This window comes from Verrucomicrobiia bacterium, from assembly GCA_035629175.1.
In the GTDB taxonomy this organism is placed as follows: Bacteria; Verrucomicrobiota; Verrucomicrobiia; order Limisphaerales; family DASXHY01; genus DASXHY01.
This window is the reverse complement of sequence record DASPIL010000103.1, coordinates 45,248-59,822: the sequence shown is the minus strand read 5'-3', so window position 1 is coordinate 59,822 and position 14,575 is coordinate 45,248. Positions and strand designations below refer to the sequence as shown.

At 58.0% G+C, this 14,575-nt stretch carries 11 protein-coding genes; 2 read left to right on the top strand and 9 right to left on the bottom strand.

Going from position 1 to position 14,575, the window contains the following annotated elements:
* Positions 1-7 precede the first annotated feature (7 nt).
* From VEH04_18730 to VEH04_18700, 7 genes are all read right to left on the bottom strand, one after another.
* Positions 8-394, bottom strand: coding sequence for a hypothetical protein (locus VEH04_18730; GenBank protein HYG24808.1), 387 nt, complete (start codon positions 392-394; stop codon positions 8-10).
* A 4-nt stretch (positions 395-398) separates the two neighbouring features.
* Entirely contained in the window at positions 399-1,685 is a 1,287-nt protein-coding gene (locus VEH04_18725) for a hypothetical protein (protein HYG24807.1), read from the bottom strand.
* 3 nt (positions 1,686-1,688) lie between these two features.
* Positions 1,689-2,348 (bottom strand): cytochrome c, encoded by a 660-nt coding sequence (locus VEH04_18720; protein HYG24806.1) that lies wholly within the window; start codon positions 2,346-2,348, stop codon positions 1,689-1,691.
* A complete protein-coding gene (locus tag VEH04_18715) occupies positions 2,348-2,884 on the bottom strand; it encodes a DUF3341 domain-containing protein (protein ID HYG24805.1) in 537 nt (178 codons plus the stop codon). Before VEH04_18715 ends, VEH04_18720 begins: the two co-directional genes overlap by 1 nt.
* Positions 2,881-4,332: an NrfD/PsrC family molybdoenzyme membrane anchor subunit gene (nrfD, locus tag VEH04_18710; protein ID HYG24804.1), complete on the bottom strand. Its 1,452-nt coding sequence runs from the start codon at positions 4,330-4,332 to the stop codon at positions 2,881-2,883. The genes VEH04_18715 and nrfD overlap by 4 nt, the downstream gene beginning before the upstream one ends.
* The gene (locus VEH04_18705; GenBank protein HYG24803.1) at positions 4,332-7,661 is read right to left on the bottom strand and encodes a TAT-variant-translocated molybdopterin oxidoreductase; all 3,330 of its coding nucleotides are present in this window, start codon (positions 7,659-7,661) and stop codon (positions 4,332-4,334) included. The genes nrfD and VEH04_18705 overlap by 1 nt, the downstream gene beginning before the upstream one ends.
* A 107-nt stretch (positions 7,662-7,768) precedes the next feature.
* A complete protein-coding gene (locus tag VEH04_18700; protein HYG24802.1) occupies positions 7,769-8,422 on the bottom strand; it encodes a cytochrome c3 family protein in 654 nt (217 codons plus the stop codon).
* Between the two features lie 418 nt (positions 8,423-8,840).
* Between VEH04_18700 and VEH04_18695 the strand changes: the two genes are divergently transcribed.
* The gene (locus tag VEH04_18695; GenBank protein HYG24801.1) at positions 8,841-9,509 is read left to right on the top strand and encodes a GDSL-type esterase/lipase family protein; all 669 of its coding nucleotides are present in this window, start codon (positions 8,841-8,843) and stop codon (positions 9,507-9,509) included.
* A 244-nt stretch (positions 9,510-9,753) separates the two neighbouring features.
* Positions 9,754-11,313: a hypothetical protein gene (locus VEH04_18690; GenBank protein HYG24800.1), complete on the top strand. Its 1,560-nt coding sequence runs from the start codon at positions 9,754-9,756 to the stop codon at positions 11,311-11,313.
* 78 nt (positions 11,314-11,391) lie between these two features.
* Here the strand turns inward: VEH04_18690 and VEH04_18685 are convergent, their stop codons facing one another.
* Entirely contained in the window at positions 11,392-13,599 is a 2,208-nt protein-coding gene (locus VEH04_18685) for a GH32 C-terminal domain-containing protein (GenBank protein ID HYG24799.1), read from the bottom strand.
* A gap of 14 nt (positions 13,600-13,613) precedes the next feature.
* Positions 13,614-14,459 (bottom strand): sugar phosphate isomerase/epimerase, encoded by an 846-nt coding sequence (locus VEH04_18680; GenBank protein ID HYG24798.1) that lies wholly within the window; start codon positions 14,457-14,459, stop codon positions 13,614-13,616.
* Positions 14,460-14,575 lie beyond the last annotated feature (116 nt).

Below are 14,575 nucleotides of genomic sequence, written 5' to 3'. Positions count from 1 at the left end.
CCACGGCTTACTCGAACGGGCTGGGTTGCGCGGGTGCGGCAGGAGGCACCGCTGTGGCTTTCTCGACCCGCGCGATCAAATCCTTCCGTGCAGCGACCGGGTCGCTGCCCCAGCGTTGCTCTACCAGGCGAACGGCATCGTCCACTCGCAAACGCACAATCCCCTTGCCCTTGTCCAGCCAGGCGACGCTCGTCAGCACATCAGTCTCAGCCGCCCGAAGTTCCTGGAGCGCCAGGGCGCGTTCCGCAGCACGGGCTGCATTGACAGGTTCCACCTGGTTGTAATGCCGGAGCGCCCACACCAGGCCAGCGACGATCAGGAACGCGCCGGCAATGGCAACAACGTACGCCGTCGTGGCAGCGTTCCTCGGAGTTTCGAGAGATTCAGAATTCATGGCGTTACTTCGCGTGTCCGGGTTGCGGCCCGTCATCGCACTCATCCAGCTCGCCGCCGGAAATCTGTGTCGGGACAGGATGATAATGTCCCATCGCTTCGATCAAACGGGGATCCTTTGTCGGGAACGGAGCGGCGCTCGCGAATTTGGCGATGAACACCTTGGCCAGCAATCCCACCATGAACGCCAGGATGCCGATATCCAGCCACAGCCAGCGCAGGGGATATCCTTCCGTATAGAGCACAGGCTTGATCTGGAACGCCATGTCGAAGTAATGCATCAGCCAGTTCCAGCCAGCAATTGCCGCGATATATGGAAACACGTTCTTCAGGTCAATCCGCAGCAAGGCGAGGAAAGGCATGAAGAAATGACCGAAGATGATAATCATCCCGACGAAAAACCAGGTTCCTTTCTCGCGAATCAAATACCAGAAGGTCTCCTCCGGAATGTTGCCGTTCCAGATGATGAAGTATTGCGCGAAATGGATGTAGGCGTAGAACACCGTGAACGCAAACATCAGCGAGCCGATGAAATAATACTGATGCTCATGCAGCACGTCGGTCAGGATTCCCTGCCGGTCGAGCAACGCCGTGATGATGTAAACCAAACCGAGGGTCATCCACACACTGCCTGCGAAATACACGACGCCATACATGGTCGAGAACCACTCGTGCTGCATGCCCTTCATCCACATCACGGCGGCCAGCGTGAGCGTGACGGCGAAGGCGAAGATGCCCCAATAGGAATAGCCGCGCATTTTGTGGGTGGGAATCGCTCCGCCAACGTCGTCCTGCTTCAAGGACCACGAACGCAAGCCGCGGGTGAGAACCCACCAGATCAAAAAGCAAACAGCCGAAACAATGTAAAATCCAGGAATTGTGAACAGCGGCTCCTTGGCATGAAGCGCGTGATCCATTTCCGGGTTCTTCGTCATCCAGGCGTAAAGGTGCTTTGAGAACAGGGCGATGGGAATCCAGAGAATCGCCATCCAGGGAAACAACATCGAAGCGATATGCTCGTTAAACCGGCGGATGGGAACAGACCAGCCTGCATCAAATAAATGATGGACCAGCACGAGGAACAGTGCGCCAAGGCAAATGCTGAGACAGAACATGTAGGCGACCAGCCAGGAAAACGCGAAGTTCTTTCCTCCGTCCTTCAGCACCAGGAAACTCACGAGCGCGCCGATCAGCGTCACCGCGCCGCCGCCGAACATCAATAACGCCGGCACATTCCGCCAGCGCGAAAGATCGAACGGCGTCTGTTTGGCAGATTTGGAATGCGAACTCATAGTTTACCTAGTCAAAGTGCCCCGCAGCTCCTGCGGCACGTCGTCGATCGTTCCCAACCGGCTCAACTGCAGCGCGCGCAGATACGCTATGATCGCCCAGCGATCTTCCGTCGGAACTGTTGGTCCATACGGCCCCATCAGGTTGCGGCCATGGGTGATGACATGGAACAGCTCCCCGTCGGTCATTTCCACAATTCGCCGGTCGTGCAGATTTGCAACAACCGCCATCGCACCAATCTTCTTGGTGATTCCATTTCCATCCGCGGTTGCACCATGGCAGGGTGCGCACGAAATGGCAAAGCGCTGCCGGCCGCGCTTGAGGAGTTCCGCGTTGATCGGCAGTGGATTGACTTCAACAAAATTGGTGGTTCCAGCGATGTGCCCCGTGTTCACGGGAACGTCTTCGAACGGAAACACAGGCTGCCCCGAAACCATTTTCGGTTTCACCTGGGCGACGGTTCCTGGAACGGGCAGCTGGGAACTGCGGCCATTGGCGAAGAACGCGTTGGGTTCCTGCGGACGCAGCTTCAGCTGGCGGTCCATGTCGGGAAAAATATACAGCGGCGGTTTGCGCGACATGGCGCCGCCGTCATCAAATCGACGGCCCGCGATCGCCATGATTGCGACCACTGTGATACCAAAGATTAAAAGGAAATAGCGCATTACTCCTCCACCACCTCAATGTGATTGCTGCCGGCATCCTTCAACAGCTTCACCGTGCCGGTTTCGGAATATTTCGGATCACTCGTCTCAATCACGAGGAAGTAGCGATCGTGAGTCACCTTGGCAAAACGGCGATTCTTGAGAAGCGGATGATGCAACCGCGGCAGGCGATTCAAGAACAGCATGCCACCCAACGCGCCAAACGCGCCGAACAGAATCGTGAGTTCGTAGGACGGCGGAAACGCCGCGAACGGGCTGAACATCGGCTTGCCGCCGACGACCAGAGGATAGTCCACCGCGTTCATCCACCAGATCATCAGCATTCCGGTGGTGTAACCGGCCACCCCTCCGAGAAAGGAGAACCATCCGACCTTCGAATTCTTCAATCCCATCGCACGGTCCATTCCATGCACGGGAAATGGCGTGTAAACATCCCAGCGCGAGAACCCTGCGTCGCGGACTTTCTCGGCCGCGTGCATGATCGCCGCGGGATTCGTGAACTCGGCAATGATACCGTACGGTCTGGCGGTAATCATGGCGTCAAACCTCCTTCAGACTCAGGAATTCTTTCCTCATGCTTGGCTCCACCCATGGGATGATGCGGATCCGACTGCGGCGTCACGCCCTTCACCTCGGAAATCGCGATCATCGGCAGGAAACGCATGAACAGCAGGAACATGGTGAAGAACAAGCCGAACGTTCCCAGATACGTGCAGATGTCGACCCACGTCGGACGGAAGTATCCCCAGCTGCTCGGCAGGAAATCACGATGCAAGCCGATCACGATGATCACGAATCGCTCGAACCACATTCCCACGTTGACGATGATTGAAAGGATGAACACGGCAATCAGGTTCTGCCTGAACCATTTGAACCAGAATAATTGCGGGATGATGACGTTGCATGCGATCATCGGAATCCAGCCCCATTGATAAGGGCCGAGCGCGCGGTTCATGAAGTGGAACTGCTCTGCCGCACTGCCGCTGTACCAGGCAATGAAGAACTCCATCGCGTAGGCGTAACCGACAATTGAGCCAGTCGCGAGCGTCACTTTGCACATGATGTCGATGTGCCGCATCGTGATGATGTCCTCGAGGTGGCACAACTTGCGCAGCGGAATCAACAGCGTCAGAACCATGCCGAATCCTGAAAAGATCGCGCCTGCCACGAAGTAGGGCGGGAAAATCGTCGTGTGCCAGCCAGGCAACTGCGACACGGAAAAGTCCAATGACACGATCGAGTGCACGGACAACACGAGGGGTGTCGAGAGGCCCGCGAGCAGCAAATAGGCTTTTTCGTAGTTGCTCCAGTGGCGATTCGATCCCGTCCAGCCGAGCGAGAACAGTCCGTAAAGGAACTGGCGAATCTTGCTCGTCGCGCGATCGCGCATTACCGCGAGGTCGGGGATCAATCCCATGTACCAGAACAACACGGATACGGTGAAGTAGGTCGAAACCGCGAACACATCCCACATGAGGGGCGAACGAAACTGCGGCCAGATCGGGCCGTTCGAGTTCGGGATTGGGAACAGCCACCAGTCGAACCAAACGCGGCCCACGTGCAGTGCCGGATAAATGCCGGCGCACATGACGGCAAAGATCGTCATGGCTTCGGCGGCGCGGTTCACCGCCGTGCGCCAGCGCTGCCGCAACAGGAAGAGAATCGCTGAAATCAACGTTCCTGCATGGCCGATACCGATCCACCAGACGAAATTGATGATGTCCCAGCCCCACATGACCGGGTGCATGTTTCCCCAGACGCCAACGCCGGTCGTGATCTGGTAAGCCAGCATGAAGCCAAGCATTCCCAGGCAGAGCACGCTCGGGATGAAACAGGCCCACCACCAGAGCGGGGGCCGGCCTTCAGTGATGGATACCACCCGATCAGAAATCCAGCCAATGTCGCGCTGGTTCTGAACCAGAGGAATTCGCGCGAGCTCCGCGGGAACCGTCGGCAACGCAGCGTTATTCACCTTGGCAGACATTAGTGATGTCCTTTCTCAACACTGGCGCCTGTTCCGGCTTCCGCTGCGCCATGTTCGCCATGATGTCCAAACGGGTCTCCATTTCTCATCTTGTACTCATCCAGGCTCAACGGGTATTCCGTCGCGGGATCGGCGTAATCGGGCATGCGCGGATTCGGGTTGCGCAAGCGCGCCAGATAGGTCGTCCGCGGCTTCGTCAGCAGGAAGTCCAATACGGAATAATTCCGCTCCTGCGCCTTCAGTTTTGAAACCTTGCTGTTCGCGTCGTTGATGTCGCCAAATACAATGGCTCCCGCAGGGCAAGCCTGGGCGCACGCTGTCGTGAAGGTGCCGTCAGGAACGATGACATCGCCTGAAGCTCCAGCTTTGACCTTCTGCGCGATCTTCGCACCTTCGATGCGCTGAACGCAGAACGTGCACTTCTCCATCACTCCGCGCATGCGGACCGTGACGTCCGGATTCTTCATCATCTTGATGAGATCCCATTCGTCCTCTTCGCGCATGCCTGCTGTCGGATCGGTCGGATCCTTGACCCACTTTGAAAACGCTCCATTCGCAAACGACGGCGGATAGAACGGCCCCTTCAGGTCCTTCAGCGGGCGCTTGTTGTAATCGAGATAATTGAAGCGGCGAACCTTATACGGGCAGTTGTTCGAGCAATAACGCGTGCCGACGCAACGGTTGTAAACCATCACGTTCAGGCCTTCCTGGTCGTGCACGGTCGCGTTGACGGGACAAACGTTCTCGCACGGCGCCGATTCGCAATGCTGGCAAAGCATCGGCTGCGTCACCACCTGCGGATCGTCAATCCATTCCTCGAACTGCTGCTGGTCTTCGTTCTTGTAAGTGTCTGCGGTGAACATCGACTCCCAACGATGCATCGCCGCCGGGCCCGCATAATAACGGTCGATGCGGAGCCAGTGCATTTCGCGGCCGCGAGAAACCAGGTCCTTGCCAACGATCGGGATGTTGTTCTCGCTCTGGCACGCGATCGTGCAGGTGGCGCAGCCGACGCACGCGCCAAGGTCGATTGCCATACCCCACTGGTGATGCGCGCGTTCCTTATCCTTGTCGAAAGGATTCGGATACAACGAACGGTTGCCGCCCGGCGGCTGGTGCCCGTCCATGTTCTTCACGAAATGTGAATTCTCGCTGTATTGCTGGAGGGTGCCTTCGCGAACCAGCGGGCGCCCTTCCATCGACCAATGATCCTGCGTGCAGGCAATCGGATACGTGTCGGAAGTCTTGGCAACCGTTGCCCCAACCACAATATCGCCGGCCGTTGCACTGCGGATCGCGTAGGCGTTGAATCCGACCTTGCTGCCAACGCGGCCGGCAAGCTCGCGGCCGTAACCGAGCGCGAGGCCGATCGTGTAATCAGCCATTCCAGGCTGAATCCAGATCGGTCCGCGAAGGGAACGATTGCCGAGTTTCACCTCGACGACATCCGAATTCTTGACGCCAAGTTCGCGGGCTGTTTTGCGGCTGATGAGAACCGCGTTGTCCCAAACGAATTTTGTGATGGGATCAGGAAGTTCCTGGAGCCATCCGTTGTTCGTGAACCGCCCGTCATCCAGGCTGTAATCGCGATGAAAGACCACCTCGAGGCTGTCCCTGGATGGATTGCCTGCCTGAATGCGGGAAGCAGCCTGTGAAAGCGCGCCTGCGTTTGCGCGCGCGCTGGCGGGCTTTGCCGCAGACCCTTGCAGGAAACCGTCGTGGAGGAAGCGAGTCCACGCGAGGTCATCGGCCGATCCGCCGGCTTGAGCGAAGGTCTGGCGCACGATGTCATACGGCTTGACCACTTCCTCGCCCGCGATGCGCGCAAGGATTTCGATTTCAGTGACACCGCCGAACAAAGGCGCAATCAGCGGTTGGATCGGAACGAGCGTGCCGTCGCTGGTGCGAACATCGCCCCAACTTTCCAAATAGTGCGCTGCGGGAAAATGCCAATCGTTGGCGCGCTTGGTGATCTGGAACGATTCGTCCTCGTAGTAGCCGAGACGCACCACGCTTTTTGCCTTCGCCTGCGCGTTCAGCCAATCAAGATCCGCAGGGGCCGTGTAGGCGGGATTGCCGCCAAGCATCACCAACGTTTCGATCTGGCCTGCGTTCAGCGCTTGAGCCAGCTCAGCGAGGCTGCCCGCATTGAATGCAGGAGTCTCGTGCAGCACCACGGTCTGGCCAATGTTGTTCAGGGCCGCATTGATCGCATGCGCGAGAAGGTGAACTTCGAGCGGTTGCCGATAACCGGCAACAACGAGCGAGCGCCCCGCGTGTGCCTTCAGGTCGGCCGCGCATTCAGTGATCCACGAGTTGTTTACACCTGCCGGAACCTGCGCCTGGCCGCCATTGAGTTGGGTGAGAATCGCCGCGGCAATCGCGCCGACCTTGCTGGATGCCGTGCGCAACCGATGATCCGCATTGACGCCAGTCAGCGTCATCAACGCTTCGACGACGTAGAGGCGATTCATCTCGCTCTTCGGCGTTTCGATGCGGCGCCCATCCACAAACTTGCGGATGTTGTTATGAACATCTTCTTCCGCCCCAATGAAATCGCAGTCGAGCGAGAGGATGACCTTCGCCTTGTCGTAGTGGAAATAAGGCTTCACCGACGCGCCAAAAGCCTCCGATGCGGCGCGGCGATGGATGTCGGTGTCGATGGCTTCGTGGACGAACCATTTCGCCTGAGGGAATTTGCGGGCAACGACCTGCTGCAAGCGCTGGCGCGAGGGCGATGTATTGCGTTCCAGGAGAAACACGAGGCCCTGGCCTCCGTTACGCTGGGCACTCGCAGACAGTTCCTTCAGGAAATCAAACGCCGCTTCGGGCGCGACGTTCGTTCCACCCTTCGTGAAGCGGCGTGACCGATCCGGATCGTAAAGGTTGAGAATCGATGCCTGCGACCAGCGGTCAGTTCCGCCGTTGCTGTCGGGGTGCAGCGGATTGCCTTCGACCTTGATCGGGCGTCCTTCGTAGGACTTTGCCACCAGCGGAACCGCGCCACTGCGCGTGGGCATTGCCGTTGCAAAGAATTGCGGGACGCCGTGAACGTAGCCTTCGGGCTGCTTGCCGAACGGTTCAAGCCGCTCCACAGGCCGTCGGCATCCAGTCGCGCCCAATCCAAGGCCGGCGAGCAGGAACGAGGCGGACATGATCTTGACGAAGTGCCGCCTGGAAACCTCGTCGGTGAACTCGCTGGCGCCCTGGGGGAACTCGCGTTCGAGCCACTGGCGAAACTCCGGCGTCTCGGCCAATTGATCCAGGCTGCGCCAATAACGACGGCCCGTTTCCGGTTCAGGACAAACTGGGGGAATGGTTTTGCTCATTGCCGGCCGATGACGATTTTCAAAGGCTGCCACCCAGGACGGCTCCACGCCGCCACGTCAGGGACACCGATTGAAGATCGTAAATCATAAATCGTAAATTAAAGGGTTCAGCGGTGACAGGCTGAGCAGGTTTGCAGCGATTCGACTTTCCAATCCCTCATCGCGCGCTGTCCGAACTCCAGCTGCTTGGCGGGCGATTCCGGCTGCCACGCAAGGTCTGTGACTTTGTCGACGGGACGCAAACGCGTTTCCGGCTGCCGATGACATTCCAGGCAGAAAGCCATTGAAAACGGCTTCGCATGGTAAACTTCCTCCATCTGATCGATGCGCCCATGGCATTCCACACAGCTGATTCCACGATTCACATGGACGGAGTGATTGAAGTAAGCGAAGTCGGGGAGCTTGTGGATCTGCACCCATGGGATCGGCTTCCCGCTCGCGGCGCTCTCCCGCACGGGCGCAAGCCGCGGGTCATCCTTCAGCACCTGGTTGTGACAGTTCATGCACGTGGAGGCCGCCGGGATGTTCGAAAACCAGGATTGTTCGACGTTGTTATGGCAATAGCGGCAATCCATTCCGAGCTGTCCCGCGTGCGTGGCGTGGGAGAACGGAACCGGCTGGATCGGCTGATATCCGACACGCGAGTACTTCGGAGTGCAGTAATACCAGACGCCTGCCGTCACGGCAGACCCCACCAACAGCAGGCCGATGATGAAGTACAACGGCAACCTGTTGGTCCATTTTGGGAAAATCGCTGACATTATTTTCGTTTCAGTCCGAACATTCCACCGCTTCCACTCCTGAACCATCGCGCTGGGCCAGGCATCATCACTGCGCTTGCAAGCCCTCTGTTGCTTTTCCTGAAAGCAAAAAAGAGCCGCCCATATCGCGCATTCTGCCAAGGCTAACACGCGACTGTCGCTTGATGATGGCGCGAATTCTTAACAGCCGTCCAAACCCGCGCAAGCAAAGTTTGGGAAAGATCTCACGATTTTTTTGCCATTAATGGGGTGAATAAGGGATGGTGCTATCGAACCATGCCCGCTTCGGCTCTCCATTTGACGAGGAGTCCTGGAGCTGCCGCGGGTTCGCAATGCATCACGGTTGCACGAATGCGGATCCAAGCTGGACCTCGAAATCGGATTGCGAAAACCCCGCGCGGGATCACACAGTAGCGACATGAATCGCATTGCCCATCGCCTGGTGCTTCTCGCGCTGATCGTTCCGACGCTGCTGCAGGCTGCAGACACGAACCACAATTTTGCCGTGTGGGAACCGGAAGTCCGCGCGTACGAGGCGCAGGATCGAACGAGTCCGCCGCCCGCCAATGCCGTCCTCTTTGTCGGCTCGTCAGGAATTCGGCTCTGGAAGACACTCGCCCAGGATTTTCCGGATACGCCCGCGATCAACCGTGGCGTGGGTGGCTGCGAGATCGTCGATTGCACCTATTACGCGGATCGAATCATCTTTCCCTACAAGCCGAAAAAGATCGTCATGCGTTGTGGTGGAAACGATCTCGCCAATGGCAAATCTCCAGAAACCGTGTTCGCCGATTTCAAGGAGTTCGTGCGCCTCGTTCGCCAGCGGCTGCCTCGCGTTGAAATTGTGTTTATCTCGTGGAACCCAACCATTGCCCGATGGAACAACGCCGCTCGGGAAAAGAAGTTCAATAATCTCGTCAAGGAATGGGCGCACCAGATCGACGGGGTTCGTTATGTCGAAACCTACGACATGGTGCTCGGCACTGATGGCCAGCCACGGCCTGAACTGTTCGTCGCAGACAAGCTCCACTTCAGCGCAGAGGGTTATCGCCTGCTGACCGAACGGGTTCGCCCGGCTGTGCAGTAGCGTCTTGCACTCGCCAGGCAGAGGTGCCGCGCTGCGCATCAGCTCGGGGCAATTCAATCGCATCCGCACCCACTTCGGCTCTCCTTCGCAAGCATCCCACGCGTTCAACGCCTCTGCCCTGAGGATTCCGCAGCGGGATGTCCGTATCATTTGAATACGGAATAATACGGCCGCTTGTCCGAAGTCCCCATCCTTGTTACCGGGACCATGGGTCTTATCCTCGTCCTATGAAAAGGTCGCGGTTATGAACCCCACTCACTGCTCACTCATTGCACTCGTCCTCGCGCTGGCCTGCACCCAGGCGCGCGCCTTCTCCCTGCTCGGTCCCCATGCGGATTGGATGACAGAAACCAACGGTTACCGGGAAGACGGCGGGATCGGGGGGCCAATGGCACTCGACGAGGAATATCGCTGGAACGTTCCTATTGTGACGTACGGCTTTGATGATGCGTTCGTTCAATATTTCGGAAAGAAAGGCGTTCGCGCCGTGGAGATGGCGATTCAAACTTTGAACGCCGTGCCTCGCTCCTCAAACGTGTCCCTGGACAGCTTCGCGCTCGACGTGCGCCGCATGAATGCCCAGGCGGCCAGCGCGGGATTGTTCGACCTGAAGTCCGCAACGCTCTTCTGCCTGCTTGAACAGATGGGCCTCGCCGCCCCTTCCTCGCACATATTTACGCTGCGGCGCTGGGATCCTTACTTTGGCCAGCATGCCGACGAAGCTCAATGGGACAACTCGGTTTACGAAAACCTCATTCTGCTCCGCAACTTCGATCCCGAAACACGCGGCGCGAGCCGAACCGTCAATGGTGTGCTCTACACAGGCGTGGTGTATTGGAACGTCTGGATGGGTGAACTGTTTGCGGATGCAGGCGAATTGCGGGCAAACCCGATTGGTGATGCGTCACCGGTGGCCGACGGAAAACTGAGCCCGGGCTTGTTCTTCACCGGGCTCTCGCGTGACGACGCCGGCGGCCTCCGTTACCTGCTCAGCAGGACAAACGTGAACGTGGAAGCCCTGCCCCCCGGAGCACGCCTTCGCCGCAGCGGCCCGGCGATCGCCCCCCGGGAAGGTGTTGAAAAAATCCGGTTTGTCCGGCACAAAAAACGAGGATCGCGTTTTGTCGCGCAGACATTTTCCTATCCCACGTTTCTCGTAACAAATGGAGTAAGGCGCCAACAACTCACGATTCGGCGCGTAACGCGTCCGGACGTTCTTTTTTCGGTCGCGGATAACATTGCAACGAATGGCTGGGCGTCCGTGATCGAGCGGTCACAAACAGGCGCGTGGTTGAATTGCGCGGATACGAATGGGAATACTGGAGGCGCCGGGCCGGGAATTATCAACGGACCTGTGAAGATCACCTTCAACCGCATGGGTCCCCGCCTGCAGACCGCAGATTCCCCGCAATTCGGCTTTCCACAATTCGATGTTTTGCGGTGGGGAACCTTCACTCAAGCGCCAAACGCGCCAGTCACTTACCCCGCTGCGACCAAACGCGGTCAGCTGTCGGTTTATGTCCGCACTTACGCCCCGAGCGAACCCGGCGCAAGTTCCTATGTTCCTGCGCAGGATGCCTGGCTTAAAACCAACATGCTGCGAGGCGCCGTTGCCACATTGCAGATCTCAACCAATCAGCTGGACTGGACTTCCGTCCATACTGTCACCAACACGGGGGCAACGGTTGAATGGCATCACTATTTCAGCCAGGCCGCCTTTGGTGTGATCCCAACCACGAACAACGTGCCGGTCATCGGGCCCACCAATCTGCCATCATTCCGAATCATCCGAGGCAGCATCTGAATATTCAGCGCCGCGCCGTTGACTCGTCACGGCACGGCGGTGCGGATATTTCAACACATTCGCCGGTTCACCGACTCGTCATTTCCATGACGATTGCAGCTCAAAGACGCGCAATGAGTGAATGGTTGCACGGCCGCCTTCCACCGACAATCCGATGGTCCGATTCCCGGATGGAAGAGCCCGCCCGATCGGCATGTACACTTCGCCTTGATTGCCAAAGATGTCGATTGCCGTTCGATCGACAAACAGGCGCAATTCAATCCTGCCATTGCGCGGTTTTAATGATGCCACGCTGCGGGCACAGGACAGCTCCTGTTTTTTAACATCATAAGTCACGTGCTCGCCGCGGAGATTGAAGGTCAGCAACCTGGCGTCACGCGGCGCGATATCGGCAACCAGCTCGAACAGTTCGCCAGTGACAGCAGACAGCGGATTGTCGCCGGGTTGAACCGCGCCCGATTCGATCGCGTGGGTGCGGCCGCGCAGCACCGCCAACTCAGAAACGGGATTGGCCCTCAGGCGTATGCCATGGGCCGTGGAAACAAGCGTGAGTTCCACAGGCAGTCCCATCATTTGGTTGAAGGGCATCTGCTGGTGAAATGGAACATCGCGTTCGGTCATCCGCGCCCAAGGAATGAGGATGCGACGGTCACCCGGGACGTCGTTGAACGTTTGCGACGCATACCACGCATTGCCGTGTTGCAGCGTGTGCGGCCCCGATTCGGGAGCGAACCGGCAGCCGTCGAAGCTGCCCACAAAGTACCGGCCGTTTGCACCGTGGAAAATCCAGCGCGTTTGCTTCGGATCTCCATCGACGGCCACTTCGAAAAACTCGGGACACTCGGAATCGCCGGGAATCGTCAACTGGCTCAGCTTGCTCCACTGCTTCAGGTCGCGCGATTCGAACAAGCCGAAATCGCTCTGATCAAGATACAGCGCCATGACCCACTTTTTTTCCGGCTCAAACCAGAATGCTTTGGGATCGCGATTCTCACGAATAATGTGCCTGACCACAGGGTTCTTCTCGTATTTGGTCCACGTGCGCCCGCGGTTGTTGCTGTAGGCAAGGCCCTGCGTGAAAGGACGGCCAGCCGCGGTGAACATTGCAACGAGTGGCGGTTCGTTCCCCGCTTGGAAACCCGCCGTGTTGTTCCAGTCGACCACCGCCGATCCTGAAAACATGGTGCCATGTTTGTCGGGATGCAGCGCAATCGGCAACTCGCGCCAATGCACCAGGTTGGTGCTCACCGCGTGGCCCCAATGCATATTTCCCCAGTTCCAGCCATACGGATTATGCTGGTAGAACAGGTGATACTCGCCCTTATAGAAGACGAGACCGTTGGGATCATTCAGCCAGCCCCGCCGCGAGGTGAAGTGAAACTGCGGGCGCTGCGCCTCGTCATACAGGCTGTCGCTGCCCTTGATTTCGTCCGACTGATCCAACGCGTTAAGCCCCACGGAATCCCGCCGAAGTTTCGCTGCGCGCACAGTGATCATCTTCCCTTTCAAATGGCTTATGTCCACGAATGCCCACCAGTCAGGCGTGCTGTCGGCAATCTCCAGGTCGAATTCCCGCTCGACTGTGCCCGCGACGATCAGTGACACGCGGCGCGTCGGAGCGCGGCTTTTTACCGGCAAGTGCAGGTAGCGCTTCTCAATCAACATCGTCCGCTCCACGTCCTGAGGCGGCAGCCATGCAGGCACCTCGCGATCTGTCAGGACAATCTGATCCACGTTAATGTGCCCCCATGTCCCGGCAGCCTCATCGACAATTTGAATGCGAGCGGTCCGGCCCAAGAACTCAACGACCTCCAATTGCTGCGGAGCCAGGCGTTCGCTGCCCCCCGAATGCACGTTCGGTCCCGTTGCGCTTCGCACGACTTTGCCGTCAACAACCAGGTTCAGGCATGTCTTGCCCGGCCAACCTCCACCCCCAATCAGGAACTGCAGAAACCGTCGTTCGATCCTGAACTCTGGAGAAGTCAGCGTTCCGACAGAGTCATCGCCTTTGTGGAAGGAATTCACGAAACCCTTGCCGAGGAATCCTTCAACCGGCATTTGATTGGGCAACATTCCCCGCGCCGGCCCGGCCCCAAAGGCACTGCCCACCGCCCGCCAGGGCGCATACGAGTCACCCTCAAAATCATCAATGACGATGTCGGCGGGTTGCGCTGAAGAATAAGCAGGCGCCGCGAGGAACACGAAAAGCGTAAGGAGCCATCGTGCTGCACTGGCGGTGGAAGCCGCTCCAGACAATTGAAGTTTGAAGGTCAACTTCGAGAACATGTTTGCGGCCAGCATCACTTGAACGCGCGCTTCAAGAACTTCAGGCCGTCCACAGCAATCTCATCGCGTGTCGGCTCGATCCTGCGCCAGATCGCAGCAGCGCGGGCAATGACTTTCACGTCGGGTGTGAATGATTCAATGACAATGAGGTCGTTGTATCCGGCATCCTTGAGCGCGATGCCGATCGCTTGCCAGTCCGTGTGATCATTGCCCGGTGTGCCGCGGTCGTTGCCGCACGCATGCACATGGCCCAAATGTTTTCCCGCCTTGCGAATGGCGGCGCACGGATCCTTCTCCTCAATGTTCATGTGAAATGTGTCGAGAAGGATCTTAAGGGCTGGACTGCCGACGGCTTTGAGCAATGCGAGGACCTGGTCGCATGTATTGATGAAATCGGTCTCGAACCGATTCAACGGTTCAACGCAAATCCGGCAATTCCGATCCTCGGCGTAGGCTGCGAGGTGCTTCAGATGTTGCACCACTGTTTTCCATTGCTTCCGGTATTCGGGGCCTGGAACGGCATCGGCGCGTCCCACGGACGAATACACTGGGCCGATTAGCGATGTGGATCCCAGCACGACCATGTGATCGAGAAGCGCCTCGATGTATTTCACCGACGCCTTCTGCTGTCTCGGCGTGCCGCGAAGGTCGCGATCGGGCCCAAAGCACGCGCACAACGATGTGCACGCAAGGCCGTGTCGATCCAGTTCGCGCCGCACGAATGCAGGATCAATGTGGCTTGGATGCTCAATGGCCATCTCAACCGAGTCGAAGCCCCATTCCCGAAATTGCCGAAATAGTTTCGTGCTGGCGTTCGTGAAGGGTGAAGTGAAGAGATAGGTATTGATGCCAAATTTCATACGCGACGCGGTGCAGACTAATCGCGCGCGAACAGGTGAAAAGGGAAATCCTCGGTTCCGCCCATCTTCTTGGGCACCCACAACTTCCTCGAATTGAACCCGTGCGCTGCCCTTGC

Coding starts and splice junctions, on each gene's coding strand:
- VEH04_18720 (HYG24806.1), bottom strand. CDS start 2,348: ATGCGCTATTTCCTTTTAATCTTTGGTATCACAGTGGTCGCAATCATG.
- nrfD (HYG24804.1), bottom strand. CDS start 4,332: ATGTCTGCCAAGGTGAATAACGCTGCGTTGCCGACGGTTCCCGCGGAG.
- VEH04_18730 (HYG24808.1), bottom strand. CDS start 394: ATGAATTCTGAATCTCTCGAAACTCCGAGGAACGCTGCCACGACGGCG.
- VEH04_18725 (HYG24807.1), bottom strand. CDS start 1,685: ATGAGTTCGCATTCCAAATCTGCCAAACAGACGCCGTTCGATCTTTCG.
- VEH04_18695 (HYG24801.1), top strand. CDS start 8,841: ATGAATCGCATTGCCCATCGCCTGGTGCTTCTCGCGCTGATCGTTCCG.
- VEH04_18715 (HYG24805.1), bottom strand. CDS start 2,884: ATGATTACCGCCAGACCGTACGGTATCATTGCCGAGTTCACGAATCCC.
- VEH04_18685 (HYG24799.1), bottom strand. CDS start 13,599: ATGTTCTCGAAGTTGACCTTCAAACTTCAATTGTCTGGAGCGGCTTCC.
- VEH04_18705 (HYG24803.1), bottom strand. CDS start 7,661: ATGAGCAAAACCATTCCCCCAGTTTGTCCTGAACCGGAAACGGGCCGT.
- VEH04_18680 (HYG24798.1), bottom strand. CDS start 14,459: ATGAAATTTGGCATCAATACCTATCTCTTCACTTCACCCTTCACGAAC.
- VEH04_18690 (HYG24800.1), top strand. CDS start 9,754: ATGAACCCCACTCACTGCTCACTCATTGCACTCGTCCTCGCGCTGGCC.
- VEH04_18700 (HYG24802.1), bottom strand. CDS start 8,422: ATGTCAGCGATTTTCCCAAAATGGACCAACAGGTTGCCGTTGTACTTC.